Raw genomic sequence first — 13,845 nt, 5'->3', positions numbered from 1 at the left:
AAAATCTAATCCATGAACTTTATCCTTTTTGACGGAAACGTACGCAATCAGCTTTTACCATTCACGTACACAAAACCTGTTGCAGACTTGCGCATAGGTATTATGACTATACGTGAAAAATGGGAATTTGTGCTAGGTTCAACTACCTCAACAGTAACAGAAGAGTATCTTTCAGATAAGTGGCCTATGATAGAGCTTGAAGAAAATGTGATGATTAATGCATCATATCTTCCTTCAGACAACTTAGCTGAGATTATTAAAAATTTGTCATCAAAGCAAGTGTTGTTTGATGGGGGGGAAATAATCGCGTTTTCAGTACAAGAAGGTCAAGAAGTGGATTTTGATACTTATGAAAGTATAGATTATACGGCCTCAGATATTTTAAGAATCGAGCATACTTGGGATATTTTTGCCAAAAATGGAGAAGCAATCACTAGAGATTTTGAGATGCTTACCGAGGATAGAGATTCTGAAGATATACCAGTACACGTAATAGCGGTAAATAAAGAACAGATATTTATAGAGGAAGGAGCTACGGTTCATTACTCACATCTCAATGCTACAGATGGACCTATTTATATAGGTAAAGATGCAGAGATTATGGAGGGCGCACTCATACGTGGCCCTTTTGCAATCTGTGATCATGGAGCTGTAAAAATGGGTGCCAAAATTTATAGCGGCACAACCATAGGTCCTCATTGTAAAGTAGGCGGAGAGGTAAATAACTCCGTACTAATGGGGTATTCAAGTAAAGGTCATGATGGTTTCTTAGGAAATAGTGTATTAGGAGAATGGTGTAATATAGGTGCAGATTCTAATAACTCTAATTTAAAAAATAACTACGCTCCTGTAAAGTTATGGGATTATGAAACAGGTCGGTTTGCAAATACGGGACTTCAGTTCTGCGGTTTAATGATGGGAGACCATTCTAAGTGTGGTATTAATACCATGTTTAACACCGGAACAATGGTTGGTGTAGCAACAAACATCTTTGGAAGCGGATTTCCTCGCAATTTTGTTCCTTCTTTTTCTTGGGGAGGCGCTAGCGGCTTTGTAACACACAAAACAGATAAGGCTTACGAAACTGCAAAAATTGCCATGGCGCGTCGTGATCTAGAACTCACAGAACAAGATGAAGCAATCCTGAATCATGTTTTTGAAGAGACAAAACAGTATCGTAGAGAGTAAGCTTGTCAATAATTTTAATGGCTATAAGGATTAAACGTATTTGTAAATATCAAATCCCAAGGAATTACAGCGAGTAGCAAGATCAGTATTACAAACCCCAAAACGGTGAGGAAAATGATTTTATACAAACGCACTTTGTTTTCATGACGTATTCTTGTTCTTATTTCCATTAACTGATCAAAAGTTGCTTTTTTAGGGTCTACCCATTTCTCATTGGTACTCGATACAAAAGATAGATTTCCTATACTTCTCTTATTTTTAAGTAGATTTCTATTATTACGTATTACCTGATTTGCTGCAAGAGCTGCTCCACCGAATCCCATATCATTTTCATTTTGGTTACATAGATATGTAGCAAAAAGAAATTTATTGTTACAGTGTAAATATGTGTAAATCCTTTTGATAGTAAGGGTTCATCGGAGTGTTATCTCAAGAAAATACAGTAAAATTATAGGGCGAGGATTTTTACGCTTTCGCGAAAGCGGACTTAAAAAAATAAAAATTAATCAGAAGATTGTTAATTTCTGGGGAGTATTAAGACATAGAAACGAGCAAAATACTAATCACTGCTAAGCCAATTCCGATCCAGTTTTTTGTGAGTAATTTTTCTTTAAAAAGTAGAATCCCGATCAAAGTGCTCACCATCACAATGGCAACATTATTTACAGTAAACAAGGTCGAACTCTCAAAAGCCGAATCTCGAAGTGCCATCACAAGCATAACAATAGAGAAGTAATTAGGAATACCGAGGCAGATTCCTGCGATCACATTTTTAAACTCAAATTTAAATGTGCCTTTGATGACTTGATACATAATGACCAAAAAACCAATACAAGCAGCTGCTCCAAAAATAGTTGCGCCAAAGATGGGCACATCACTCTCATTTACATAAGCACCTTCTATAAATTTTATACTCGTGTCTATGGCTCCGCTGCCTAAAAACACAAGGATAGGGAAGATGAGGTTTTCTTTCTTTATAGCAATCCCATCTTTTGCTTTTATAGAAGCTAGGTATACAGCGACAAGTGCCGTTAGAATTCCTATAATTTTTAATATACCTAGAGATTCTCTGTAATATAGTACACCAAAAAGTATAGGGATAACCACACTCATTTTAGTAGCCACAGAAACTACAGAGAGTCCGCTGCGTTGTGTGGTCGCTGCCATCAGATTAAAGACAAGAATAAATAATACCCCAAGCCCAGCCGATGCATAAAACCAAGGTTGCTCAGGAATTACAGCGATAGTTGTAGGCCCATCATATAGCAATAAACCACAAGAACAGGCAATCACATAATTTACAATAATGGCATGTAGGGTGTTTACGTTAAACTTTGCAAAGAGTTTAAAAACTACAAATATGAAGCTAGATGCAGCAATACTAAGAAGTAAGTAAATCAAATGCTTGAATTTTTATAGTAGTGTAGGGTATTGTCTAAAATAGTGTCCGTTTTTTCTAAGAGAAAATACTGCGAAAGTTGAGGTGCTCTTGTACCATCAGAAAAGCTAGTGTTGCCTTTAAAAACACGCGCTTCATCCCAGTGATTTGCATCAATAAAATGTTGTAATGTCTGTGCGCCACCTTCTATAATTACAGATTGGATTCCTTTATCATAAAGTGTCTCACTTATGAGTTGAGGATCTGTAGATGGGATAACGAGTGTCTCAGCTTCTTTATTAAAAACTGTAAGGTTTTTATCTAGATTTCCTTTAGTATCAATAACAACACGTAATGGGTTTTTACCTTCCCAGTCTCGCGTGGTTAAACTAGGATTGTCTTCTAGCACGGTTTTTCCGCCTACGAGAATTGCCATTTCCTCGCTGCGCCATTTATGAACGAGTTGTCTCGAGTAGGAATTTGTGATCCATACAGGTTGCTGAGCATCTCGTGTTTTTGGAGCGATAAAACTATCTGCGGTTTCTGCCCATTTTAAGATGATGTAAGGTCTCTTTTTCTCATGATAAGTAAAGAAACGCTTGTTGATTTCTTGGCATTCTTTTTCTTGAACACCTACGGTAACATCAACTCCAGCTTGTATTAGTCTCTTAATACCAGCGCCGGCTACTTTGGCAAAAGGATCTATGGTTCCTATTACAACCTTTTTAATTCCAGACGCAACTACAAGATCTGCACAGGGCGGTGTTTTCCCCCAGTGCGAGCAAGGCTCTAGAGATACATATAATGTCGATTTTGCTATAAGTTCTGGGGTATTCGCTTTCGCGAAAGCGATACAATTTACCTCTGCATGACTACCACCATATGCACTTGTATAACCCTCGGCTATAATCTTGTTGTTGTGCACGAGCACTGCTCCTACAGATGGATTAGGCATCGCTGCCGGCAGTCCATTTTTTGCTAGCGCAATACAGCGATTTATATAGGTGTTATGTATCTTCACGGCACAAAAATAACCCTTTGTAAGTGATGGACAAACCAATCATTAGACCGATTAAAAAAGAAGACAATGCTCAAGTAGCTGCAGTTGTGAGAAAGGTGCTTGTAGATCTAGGTGTTCCTAAGGTAGGTACCGCTTATGCAGATGCTGCTTTAGACACCATGTATGAGCATTATAGCAGACCAAAAGCCGAGTACTTTGTGGTTGAAGATAACGGCAAGGTTATAGGTTGTGCAGGTGTTGCGCAGCTGGATAATTATGATGGCAATGTGTGTGAGTTGCAGAAAATGTATTTTCTAAAAGAGGCAAGAGGCCGCGGCTTAGGATCGCAAATGATGGATGCTTGTCTTAATCAAGCCCGTGAGTTTGGTTTTGATCAATGCTACCTCGAGACCATGCCTTATATGGAGGCTGCACAAAAATTATACAAGCGCACAGGTTTTAGATATATAGACGGTCCTATGGGCGATACTGGGCATTTTTCTTGCCCTGTACATATGATAATTGATTTATGAATATAGATGAGTTTCGCATTTATTTTAGGGAACAGCTCGCGGGCATGTATGAGCCAGAAGAGATAGAGAATCTATGCTTTCTTACGCTAGAGCATATTCTTAAAATGAATAGGGTAGAGGTCTCGCTTTCGCGAAAAATGGACATCTCCACATCAGCTCTTACCCAATTAAACGGGCTAACTAGCAGATTATCTCTTAGCGAGCCTATTCAATATATTATAGGAACGACAGAGTTTTACGGGATGGAATTTCAAGTAAATCCCGCTACCTTAATACCTAGACCAGAAACCGAAGAATTGGTTGATTGGATTATTACAGATAAAGTTGAGAGCCTTGTCAAGAGTGAGACGAAAGAAAAATTGAAGGTTCTTGACATAGGAACTGGTTCTGGATGTATCGCTATTTCGATAGCAAAAAATCTATCAAGCGCTAATGTTGAGGCGATTGATATTTCTCAAGAAGCACTTGCCACAGCATATCAAAATGCAAAAATGAATGAGGCAGATGTTACTTTTTACAATCAAGATGTACTAGCCGTAGAGGAGCTAGAGCACAAATACGATGTTATTGTGAGCAATCCTCCGTATGTGCGCATGCTAGAGAAAAAGGAGATGAGGAATAATGTGCTTAGTAATGAGCCAGATAGCGCGCTCTTTGTCTCAGATGATGACCCATTGATTTTTTATAGAAAAATAGGGGAGCTAGCTTTTGAAAGTCTTTCTGTAAATGGATTCTTGTATTTTGAGATTAATGAATACCTAGGAAAAGAAATGATTGATCTCTTAAAGGGAATAGGCTTTAGTGATATCGAGCTTAAAAGAGATATGTTTGGAAAAGATAGAATGATTAAAGCGAGTCGCTAGAGATTGATATAACCAATAAATAAGGGAAGCAGTTTATGCTTGCTCAAAACTAAATAGCTATTATGAAATTAACATCATTATGCGTGTACTGCGGAAGTAGCGCTGGTACAGATCCAGAGATTGTAGAGCAAGCTCAAATACTAGGTAAGACACTGGCTGAGCGAGATATTACGCTAGTTTATGGAGCTGCCAAAATTGGTATTATGGGCGCCGTAGCTCAAGGGGCTCTCGATCACAACGGTAAGGTAGTAGGTGTTATTCCAGAATTTTTAAAAATAAAGGAGGTTGTGCATACTGGGCTTACGGAGCTTATCGTAAACGAAACGATGCACGAGCGCAAGATGGAATTGCAGGAGCGTTCTGATGGTTTTATTACTCTTCCAGGAGGCTTTGGAACTATGGAAGAGCTTTTTGAAGTGCTTACATGGAGCCAACTAGCATTGCACCAAAAACCGGTAGGTATGCTTAACGTAAATGGCTTTTATGATGATCTTTTAAGTGCGCTTAGAAATATGGTCGATAAAGGATTTTTAAAGCAAGAAAATTATGATATCCTTCTTGTAGATACTACGGTAGAAGGACTTCTTGATCAGATGGAGAATTTTAAGCCTATGGCAATGCCTAAGTGGTTAAAAGCTTCGCTAGAGTCTAAGAAGTAGTAGGGAGTCTTCATTTTTAGAGTAGAAAATCACTTATATAAACTGTTTGTAAGTGGTTAATTAAACCTCCGATATTCTCTGAATATCGGAGGTTTAATTTTTAATTTTGTTATTATGACAATAGAAGAGCAAATCCTCGCTTTACGCAACGAACTACAAACACATAATCATAGCTATTATGTGCTAGATACACCAACGATATCAGATTTTGACTTTGATCAAAAGCTGAAGCAACTGGAAGCGCTAGAAGCGGCTCATCCGGAATTTGATGACCCTAACTCGCCTACGCATCGTGTAGGTGGAGCGGTGACTAAAAACTTTGAGACTATTGTACATGAGCATAGAATGTACTCTCTTGATAACTCATACTCAAAGGAAGATCTTGAGGATTGGGAAGCTCGTGTAAAGAAAATGGTAGATGGAGAGGTAAACTATACCTGCGAACTCAAATATGATGGAGCTTCTATAAGTCTTACTTATGAAAATGGTGAGTTGCTCAAAGCAGTTACTCGAGGAGATGGTTTACAAGGAGATGATGTGACTACAAATATTAAAACGATAAAGTCGGTTCCTTTAAAGCTCAAGGGTGATTATCCTGAAAAATTTGATATACGTGGGGAAATTGTATTGCCATGGGAAGGTTTTCATGCTATGAATGCAGAGCGTGAAGAGCTAGGTTTTGAGCTCTATCGCAATCCAAGAAACACAGCCAGCGGATCTTTAAAATTACAAGATAGTGCTGAGGTTGCTAGAAGGCCTTTGCAATGCTTGCTATATAATATTACAGGAAATAATCTAGGTATTGCTACCCAAATGGATAGCCTGCAGAAAGCTCGTGATTGGGGTTTCCGCGTTCCTGATGCTGCAAAACTTGCTAAAAATATAGATGAGGTATTAGAATTTATCAATCACTGGGATGTGGCAAGACATGACTTGCCATATGAAACAGATGGTGTTGTGGTAAAAGTTAATGGATTACAACAACAGGAAGAGCTGGGCTATACGGCAAAGGCGCCAAGATGGGCAATGGCATATAAGTTCAAAGCAGAACAAGTTTCTACACGCTTGCGCGAAATAACATACCAAGTAGGTCGCACAGGAGCCATCACACCAGTTGCAAACCTTGAACCTGTTGAGCTTGCAGGAACTACTGTAAAACGAGCGAGTTTACATAATGCAGACCAAATAGAGCGACTAGATATACGAGAAGGTGATGAGGTGTTTGTAGAAAAAGGAGGAGAAATCATCCCAAAAATCATTGCAGTAGATCTTACAAAGCGCCCTGCAGATTCTGAACCTACCAAGTATATTACAGAATGTCCAGAATGTAATACTACCCTAGTGCGTAAAGAAGGAGAGGCGCAACACTATTGTCCGAACGATATGGGTTGTCCTACCCAGATTATAGGCAGAATACAGCATTACATCTCTAGAAAGGCAATGGATATTGATGGACTAGGAGGGGAAACCGTGGCACTCTTAGTAAACGAAGGGTTGATAGTAGATTATGCAGATTTATATGAGCTCACAGTGGAGCAATTATTACCACTAGAGCGTATGGCTCAAAAAAGTGCCGAAAACCTAGTAAGCGGAGTGCAAGCCTCGGTGCAGATTCCTTTTGAGAAGGTGTTGTTTGGTTTAGGAATTAGGTATGTAGGTGAGACTGTAGCAAAGAAACTAGCTAAACACTACAAATCTATTGATGCGATTATTTCGGCAACAGAGGAAGAGCTGGTTGCTGTAGACGAAATAGGAAGTAAGATTGCAGAGAGTGTAGTAGCATTTTTCGCGAAAGCGGAACATATAGCGCTTATACAACGTTTAAAATCTTACGGAGTGCAGCTAGAAATATCTGCCGAGAAACTTGCTAATCAATCTGACACGCTGGCGGGTAAAACATTTGTAGTTTCCGGTGTTTTTGAAATGCCTCGTAACGATTTAAAAAAATTAATAGAAGACAACGGCGGTAAAGTGTCTAGTTCTATTTCTAGTAAAACAACTTATGTTGTCGCCGGAGATAAGATGGGTCCAAGTAAGTTACAGAAGGCAGAAAGCCTGGGGGTAACTATTATTTCTGAGCAAGAATTCTTAAATTTAGTTGTTGAATAAAACTAATGTAGAAAACGGAAGGGCATATAGAACAGCTGGTTTAATAACTGGTCTGATGATTATGCTTGTGATGGGATTCTGGGACATATCGCTATCATTTTATCTGTACCCTATATTTTCTCTGTGTTTATTTTTATATGAATTCAAGGCGACGAATAAATTCAATCTTTTGTTTTTCTTGTTTTTACTAAGTACTAACATTACTGAAATCTTATTTCTGTTCGATTTTCAAACTTATGTTACCATAGCTTCTATTTTTTCTGGAGTTTCATCTATTTGTTTACTGCTTTTGCTCAAGCCTGTCCTTAAAAAAAGGTCAAAAGTCTTCTCAAAACATTATGTATTGGAGCTTATAATTGGTTTTTTGGGATTTGGATTTGTGCTGGGGTATCTTATTTACTCTATAGCGCCTCTAGTTCCGGATTTAAGCATATTTATTATTTCTGTAATCATATTTATTATCACTATAGGGGTGTATTTTCTAACTCCTAGTTATAATAAGCATACCGGTAATATTTCTCTTTTTGCTATTGGCGGTGCATACATGGGAGAAATGGTCTTTGCTTTTATTTATAAATACATTTATAGTGAAATTGGTTTTCTTCTCGTGGGAGCAATAATGACCATCTACTTAAAAGTTGTGCTGGCAACTTTCTTGACAAAAATAGATACTATTGCAGATTATGATGGTCATGGTACCGATGTATAGGATCTTTACGCTTTCGCGAAATTTTCTCTAAAGAGTTCTAATAACAGTAAGACTTTGAGAGGTCTCAAAAGAGCTTATTTGCTCGTCTTTTGTATTTAGTACATTGAAATACTTATTTCAATTTATAAAAGGGATTTACTGTGTAACTGTCATAATAACTGTGCGTTAGTTTTTTTTTAAAGTGGAATTATTTAGCTTTGATACATCGATAAAGCATATTACATACACGGGCGCAACTATAGACTTGCAGCAATTTCGACCACGATTTTAATCGTAATAGTAACGATGGCTTTAAGTCTCGAAGCCTCCTTTTACCTATATCCAGTATTTGGTGTTTTAATGTTTCTATACGTTTATAAGGCAACTGGACAATTTCACTTTCCATTCTTAATCACGCTTGTCTCTGGAATGATTGCGGAAATATTCTTTTTAATTGATTTTGATAAATACACCTATTTAGTGTCTATCGCAATGGTTTTCTGTTTCTTATCTATGCTTTATGCTCTAAGAGAAGTTATGCATTTTAAGGTTGAAAACTTTCCAAAACATTTATTTGTAGAGGTGTTTTTAGGTGTCTTTTCAGTGACCACTTTTATAAGTTATTTGGCTTACAATATACTGCCGGAGATAGCTGACCTTCCAGTTTTTTTAGTCTCTTTTGTGGCATTACTTGTTTTTATTTCCTTGTTATATGCAATCCCTTTATTTAACAAGCACCCATCAAATCTCTTGTTGACATTTGTGGCTACAGCAGTGCTGGTAGAGTCTGCTTTTGCATTTATTTACACTTATATACTTGATATTCATTTTTTCCTTCTAGTAACGCTCTTTTGTGCAGGAATAGCCAAAGTTATTTTTGCAATGTTCTTAACGCGACTTGAAAGCACTAAGAAAATAGATGAAGCATATATTTAATAGGTTTCATCTATTTCTTCAGTTTTGTTGTTTAAGAGAAAATGATGCTACGAGATTTACACGTCAAGTACTAAGCTAGATGATTTGAGGTTATTAGATTCATCAAGATAGAAATCTATTCTACCTAAATTAATACCTCCCCAACCTACTTGATTAACAAGCACAAACTTTTCATTTTTATTCTGAACGATTGTTGGTTTTTCTAAAAATGTATGAGTGTGACCGCCTATAATTAAATCAATTCCAGCAGTTTTTGCAGCTAGTGTGAGGTCAGAAATTTTATCTTCGTTCCTGTAAGAATATCCAAGATGCGATAAACAAATTACGATATCACAGTGCTCTTTGTTTCTAAGCGCATCTACGGTATCTGTGGTTAGCTCTATAGGGTCGAGATAGGTAGTCTCTTTGAACATCGTTTTATTTACAAGTCCACTGAGTTGTATTCCTACTCCAAAAACGCCTATGCGTACGCCGTCTTTCACAAAAACTTTATATGGCTTTGTAAGGCCATCCATAATGGTGTTTGAGAAGTCATAGTTAGAAGAAAGCAGTTCAAATGACGCATTAGGCATTTGGGCAGCAAGACCACCTATTCCATTGTCAAAATCATGATTACCTATCGTTGCTGCATCATATCCCATCATAGACATAAGCTTAAACTCAAGTTCTCCACCGTAAAAGTTGAAGTATGGAGTGCCTTGAAAGATGTCTCCAGCATCCAGAAGAAGTGTGTTTGGGTTTTCTTTGCGCACATTCTGAATAATGTTCATTCTACGAGCGGCTCCTCCTAGATTTGCATATTTAGGATCATTAGATGGAAAAGGCTCTACATGACTGTGCACGTCATTAGTGTGAAGTATGGTGATGTGCTTTTTACTTGGTTTTAGGAGTGAATTACTATTCATTCCCATGGTTAACCCTCCTAACCCTATAAGGCTACTAGCAGCTGCAGTTTGTTTTATAAATTTTCTACGTATCATTTGCTGTCTCTTGTAAATCTATTATCTCTCACTGGTGCTATGGTGTCATATTTCTTGAAGTAATCTATGAGCACATTTCTAATTTTATAATCTAAAGGGAGCACACTTACGGGGTTTTCAAAAAAGGTCATATTATCTCCGCCATTCATGAGGTAATCATTTGTCGCGATAAAGTATGTGTTATTGTCAGCAACCTCTTCTCCTTGAACAAGGGCCTTTTTTATTTCGCCATCATTAGATAGTTGAATTTCCATTCCAGAAATAGGGTGAGCAGTTCCATTTTTTAAGTACTGAAACATAGCCTTCATTTGCTTGCCACTTAACTCAACAACCACTACTTCATTTTCAAAAGGCATTAACTCATATGCTGTTCTTGTAGTAATAGCTCCTTGGTTAAGCGCAGAGCGTATTCCTCCATAATTTAAGAGAACAGCATTAAAAGGATAACCTGCCCTTTTTTCAAACACAGGATTTGTCATTTCATAAACAGCATCTGCCATCATATTTCCTACTGCCGTATTAAACTTGCCATCTTTTTTTGTGTAAGATGCGGGTGCTACAGCAAGCACACTATCCATTTCTGCCTGTATGGCATTTTTGTAAGGATCTATAAACGATACAATTTCGGCGTTTTCTTCTGTGTTATTATTTACAGTAATGAGTTCGCTTTTTATACGTTCTGGTGCGTAGTGAAGTTCTTTTTTGCATGAGACTACTGTTGTATATATAACAATAGAACTAATGATAGTTATAAGCGTTGTTCTCTTCATTTTTGTGTCATAAGTAGCAGTATATTTTGGCTACATTTGTATGAAAGTAAAGTTACATGTTTTTAAACGGATTAAAAGCAAAATCTATTCATAAGCAAATAGACAAGCAACTACGCAAACGCGATTATAAGCCTAGTGGGGCAAAGCCGGTTGTTGTGGCATTATTACAAGACAGTACAAAGCCTTTTGATCCTGCATCTCTCAAGAAGATTCTTAAGATTTTAAATCTTTCAGAAAAGGACTTGGTCGTGCTAGAGTATGTGAAAACGATGACTAAAGATCAAAAGGAGCTTCTATCACTTTTCTCTGAAAAGCAATTAGGGTGGAAAGGTGTTTTTAAAACAGCACCTCTTGAAGATTTTAAAAAACAGCGTTTTGATATTCTAATAAGTTATTACCACTCAGATGCACTCGCTCTTAGGGCTATGACGGCTATGTCTAATGCAGTTTTAAAAATAGGAGTGTCTCCAGAAATGGAATCTGTAAATGATCTTACCATTCATGTAAATGATGGGCAAGAGTCAGTTTTTATAAAAGAGTTTGAGAAGTATTTAAAGATTTTAAAAGTTATACATTAATGAAAGAGTTGAGAGGGACGGGTGTTGCACTTGTAACGCCATTTCACAAGGATTTATCTGTAGATTTTGACGGGCTTACACGTCTTATAGAGCATTGCATTGCTGGAGGCATTAACTATCTAGTAGCACTAGGTACCACTGCCGAAACAGCAACACTTACCATTCAAGAAAAGCAACAGATTGTTGCTCACATTATAAAAGTTACAAATAAGCGTTTGCCTATAGTGCTAGGTGTGGGAGGTAATAATACAGCTGCAATAGTAGAGGAGCTTGCCACTGGTGACTTTGATGGAATTACAGCGATTCTTTCAGTTTCTCCAGCATATAATAAGCCTACACAGGAGGGAATATATCAGCACTTTGCAGCTATTTCTGCGGCGAGTCCTTTGCCTATCATTTTATACAATGTGCCAGGTAGAACTTCTAGTAATATGTCGCCGGTAACTTCGGCAAGACTGGCTAGTGATTTTGAGAACATTGTAGCTATTAAAGAAGCTGTAAATGATATGGCCCAAGTATTACACTTGATACACAAGGTGCCAGAAGATTTTGTAGTGCTTTCTGGAGATGATGCACTTGCATTGCCGTTAGTTTCGGCAGGAGGAAGTGGTGTTATTTCTGTAATAGGTCAAGGATTACCTTCTTATTTTTCTCAGATTATGAATGATGGTTTGAATAACGCTTTCGCGAAAGCGTACCAAAAACACTTACCACTGCTATCAATGATAGATTTAATCTTTGAAGAAGGAAACCCTGCAGGAATCAAATCATTACTGTCTCATCAAGGGATTTGCGAGCCTTACGTAAGATTGCCATTAATGGCAGCAAGTGATGTGTTACATGAAAAAATAGGTAACGCGCTTTCTGTTATTCAAAAAAGTTAAACGTATCATAACAAAATAATTAGCAGGGTCAAAGCGTTTATTTTTGAGCACTATTAATTAAGTTATGTTATGTAATTGATTTTACGTAGTTTTGCCTGCTGTTTCAGACCCTTATGAAGAATATATTTTTCCTATTAGTTTCCGTAGTGTTATTGAGCTCTTGTTCAACATATCAAGATGTTCTCAAGAACGATGATATTAAAGCAAAATATGAATTTGCAGATTCCTTGTATAGTCAAGGGAAATACAAGAAAGCGTTAAGGCTCTGGGAGCAGATTGTTCCTTTGTATAGAGGAAGACCTCAAGCAGAACGTGTTACTTATTTATATGCAGATACGTATTATGAACTAGGAGACTATTATAATGGTGGTTACCAGTTTGAACGTTTTGTAAAGTCATTTCCTCAGAGTACAAAAAGAGAGGAAGCTGCATTTAAGAGTGCAGAGAGTTATTATAAGCGTTCGCCTAGATTTAACTTAGATCAAGGAGACACGTATATAGCACTAGAAAAGCTGCAAGGGTTTATCAACGAGTATCCAGATTCTGAACAGGTGGACGATGCTAATGCTAAAGTGCAAGAACTAAACACTAAACTAGAGCGCAAATCTTATGAGATTGCAAAAGGATATAACAAAATAGGAGCTAGTAGAGGAACGTTTCCAAATGCGATAAGTGCATTTGATAATTTCTTGCTTGATAATCCAGGTTCTATTTACAGAGAAGATGCTTTATACTGGAAGTTTAACTCTGCTTACCAACTAGCAATGGGAAGTGTAAAACGTCGCCAAGCAGAGCGTCTTGAAGCTGCAAAAACAGCTTACAACGCACTAGAGAAATATTATCCTCAAGGTAAATATGCTGATGAGGCAGCAAAGGAACTTGCAGAGATTAATGAAGCACTGCAAGCAAATGATCTATTAAATTAAAGATGAATACTATGAATATCAAGGACATTGATGCACCTTTGAGTACCACGACTATTGATAAAAATCTTGTAGATGCACCTACAAATAATATCTATGAGGCGATATCTATCATCGCAAAACGTGCTACACAAATCAACACTGAAATCAAGAAGGAATTATCAGAAAAGTTGGATGAATTTGCAACATTTAATGATAGTCTTGAAGAGATCTTTGAGAACAAAGAACAAATAGAGGTTTCTAAATTTTACGAGCGTCTTCCTAAGGCTCATGCACTTGCAGTGCAAGAGTGGTTAGAAGATCGTATCTACCATAGAGACACTACAGTTACTGAAGAAGGAAAAAGTAACGAGTAG

The 13,845-nt window shown here is 37.4% G+C and carries 16 protein-coding genes; 11 read left to right on the top strand and 5 right to left on the bottom strand.

Features of this window, described 5'->3' with window-relative positions:
- Positions 1 to 12 precede the first annotated feature (12 nt).
- Positions 13 to 1,188 carry a GlmU family protein gene (locus ACJJVU_RS13795; RefSeq protein ID WP_405226544.1) on the top strand — a complete coding sequence of 392 codons (1,176 nt, stop codon included), beginning with the start codon at positions 13 to 15 and terminating at the stop codon, positions 1,186 to 1,188.
- 14 nt (positions 1,189 to 1,202) lie between these two features.
- On the opposite strand, the gene ACJJVU_RS13790 is transcribed toward ACJJVU_RS13795, so the two are convergent.
- The 3 genes from ACJJVU_RS13790 to ribD form a co-directional block, all read right to left on the bottom strand.
- On the bottom strand, positions 1,203 to 1,511 hold the full coding sequence (locus ACJJVU_RS13790; RefSeq protein ID WP_405226541.1) for a hypothetical protein: 309 nt from the start codon (positions 1,509 to 1,511) through the stop codon (positions 1,203 to 1,205).
- Positions 1,512 to 1,722: 211 nt separating this feature from the next.
- Positions 1,723 to 2,589 (bottom strand): DMT family transporter, encoded by an 867-nt coding sequence (locus ACJJVU_RS13785; RefSeq protein WP_339847903.1) that lies wholly within the window; start codon positions 2,587 to 2,589, stop codon positions 1,723 to 1,725.
- Positions 2,586 to 3,587, bottom strand: a complete 1,002-nt coding sequence (ribD, locus tag ACJJVU_RS13780; RefSeq protein WP_405226538.1) for a bifunctional diaminohydroxyphosphoribosylaminopyrimidine deaminase/5-amino-6-(5-phosphoribosylamino)uracil reductase RibD — start codon at positions 3,585 to 3,587, stop codon at positions 2,586 to 2,588. The genes ACJJVU_RS13785 and ribD overlap by 4 nt, the downstream gene beginning before the upstream one ends.
- A gap of 26 nt (positions 3,588 to 3,613) precedes the next feature.
- Here ribD and ACJJVU_RS13775 point away from each other — a divergent pair, with 26 nt between their 5' ends.
- From ACJJVU_RS13775 to ACJJVU_RS13750, 6 genes are all read left to right on the top strand, one after another.
- Positions 3,614 to 4,099 carry a GNAT family N-acetyltransferase gene (locus ACJJVU_RS13775; protein WP_405226535.1) on the top strand — a complete coding sequence of 162 codons (486 nt, stop codon included), beginning with the start codon at positions 3,614 to 3,616 and terminating at the stop codon, positions 4,097 to 4,099.
- Complete coding sequence (gene prmC / locus ACJJVU_RS13770; RefSeq protein WP_405226532.1) at positions 4,096 to 4,962, top strand: peptide chain release factor N(5)-glutamine methyltransferase; 867 nt, start codon at positions 4,096 to 4,098, stop codon at positions 4,960 to 4,962. The genes ACJJVU_RS13775 and prmC overlap by 4 nt, the downstream gene beginning before the upstream one ends.
- Positions 4,963 to 5,024: 62 nt before the next feature.
- A complete protein-coding gene (locus ACJJVU_RS13765) occupies positions 5,025 to 5,621 on the top strand; it encodes a TIGR00730 family Rossman fold protein (RefSeq protein ID WP_298326492.1) in 597 nt (198 codons plus the stop codon).
- 114 nt (positions 5,622 to 5,735) lie between these two features.
- A complete protein-coding gene (ligA, locus tag ACJJVU_RS13760; protein WP_405226527.1) occupies positions 5,736 to 7,730 on the top strand; it encodes an NAD-dependent DNA ligase LigA in 1,995 nt (664 codons plus the stop codon).
- 343 nt (positions 7,731 to 8,073) lie between these two features.
- Positions 8,074 to 8,439 (top strand): hypothetical protein, encoded by a 366-nt coding sequence (locus tag ACJJVU_RS13755; protein ID WP_339847889.1) that lies wholly within the window; start codon positions 8,074 to 8,076, stop codon positions 8,437 to 8,439.
- A gap of 285 nt (positions 8,440 to 8,724) precedes the next feature.
- Entirely contained in the window at positions 8,725 to 9,354 is a 630-nt protein-coding gene (locus ACJJVU_RS13750; RefSeq protein ID WP_405226524.1) for a hypothetical protein, read from the top strand.
- Between the two features lie 56 nt (positions 9,355 to 9,410).
- Here the strand turns inward: ACJJVU_RS13750 and ACJJVU_RS13745 are convergent, their stop codons facing one another.
- Positions 9,411 to 10,334, bottom strand: a complete 924-nt coding sequence (locus ACJJVU_RS13745; protein WP_339847883.1) for a metallophosphatase — start codon at positions 10,332 to 10,334, stop codon at positions 9,411 to 9,413.
- Positions 10,331 to 11,104: a 5'-nucleotidase C-terminal domain-containing protein gene (locus tag ACJJVU_RS13740; protein WP_405226521.1), complete on the bottom strand. Its 774-nt coding sequence runs from the start codon at positions 11,102 to 11,104 to the stop codon at positions 10,331 to 10,333. The genes ACJJVU_RS13745 and ACJJVU_RS13740 overlap by 4 nt, the downstream gene beginning before the upstream one ends.
- A gap of 56 nt (positions 11,105 to 11,160) precedes the next feature.
- On the opposite strand from ACJJVU_RS13740, the gene ACJJVU_RS13735 reads away from it, so the two are divergent.
- The 4 genes from ACJJVU_RS13735 to ACJJVU_RS13720 all read left to right on the top strand — a co-directional run bounded on the left by ACJJVU_RS13735 (position 11,161) and on the right by ACJJVU_RS13720 (position 13,845).
- Complete coding sequence (locus tag ACJJVU_RS13735; protein ID WP_405226518.1) at positions 11,161 to 11,682, top strand: DUF6913 domain-containing protein; 522 nt, start codon at positions 11,161 to 11,163, stop codon at positions 11,680 to 11,682.
- Positions 11,682 to 12,566 carry a 4-hydroxy-tetrahydrodipicolinate synthase gene (dapA, locus tag ACJJVU_RS13730; protein WP_405226516.1) on the top strand — a complete coding sequence of 295 codons (885 nt, stop codon included), beginning with the start codon at positions 11,682 to 11,684 and terminating at the stop codon, positions 12,564 to 12,566. The genes ACJJVU_RS13735 and dapA overlap by 1 nt, the downstream gene beginning before the upstream one ends.
- A gap of 113 nt (positions 12,567 to 12,679) precedes the next feature.
- Entirely contained in the window at positions 12,680 to 13,492 is an 813-nt protein-coding gene (locus ACJJVU_RS13725; RefSeq protein ID WP_405226513.1) for an outer membrane protein assembly factor BamD, read from the top strand.
- Between the two features lie 11 nt (positions 13,493 to 13,503).
- Positions 13,504 to 13,845, top strand: coding sequence for a DNA-directed RNA polymerase subunit omega (locus ACJJVU_RS13720; RefSeq protein WP_144783265.1), 342 nt, complete (start codon positions 13,504 to 13,506; stop codon positions 13,843 to 13,845).

It is taken from the genome of Dokdonia sp. Asnod1-B02, assembly GCF_045063955.1.
In the GTDB taxonomy this organism is placed as follows: domain Bacteria; phylum Bacteroidota; class Bacteroidia; order Flavobacteriales; family Flavobacteriaceae; genus Dokdonia.
Note: the sequence above shows the minus strand (reverse complement) of the source record. Positions and strands in the feature narration are given on the sequence as shown.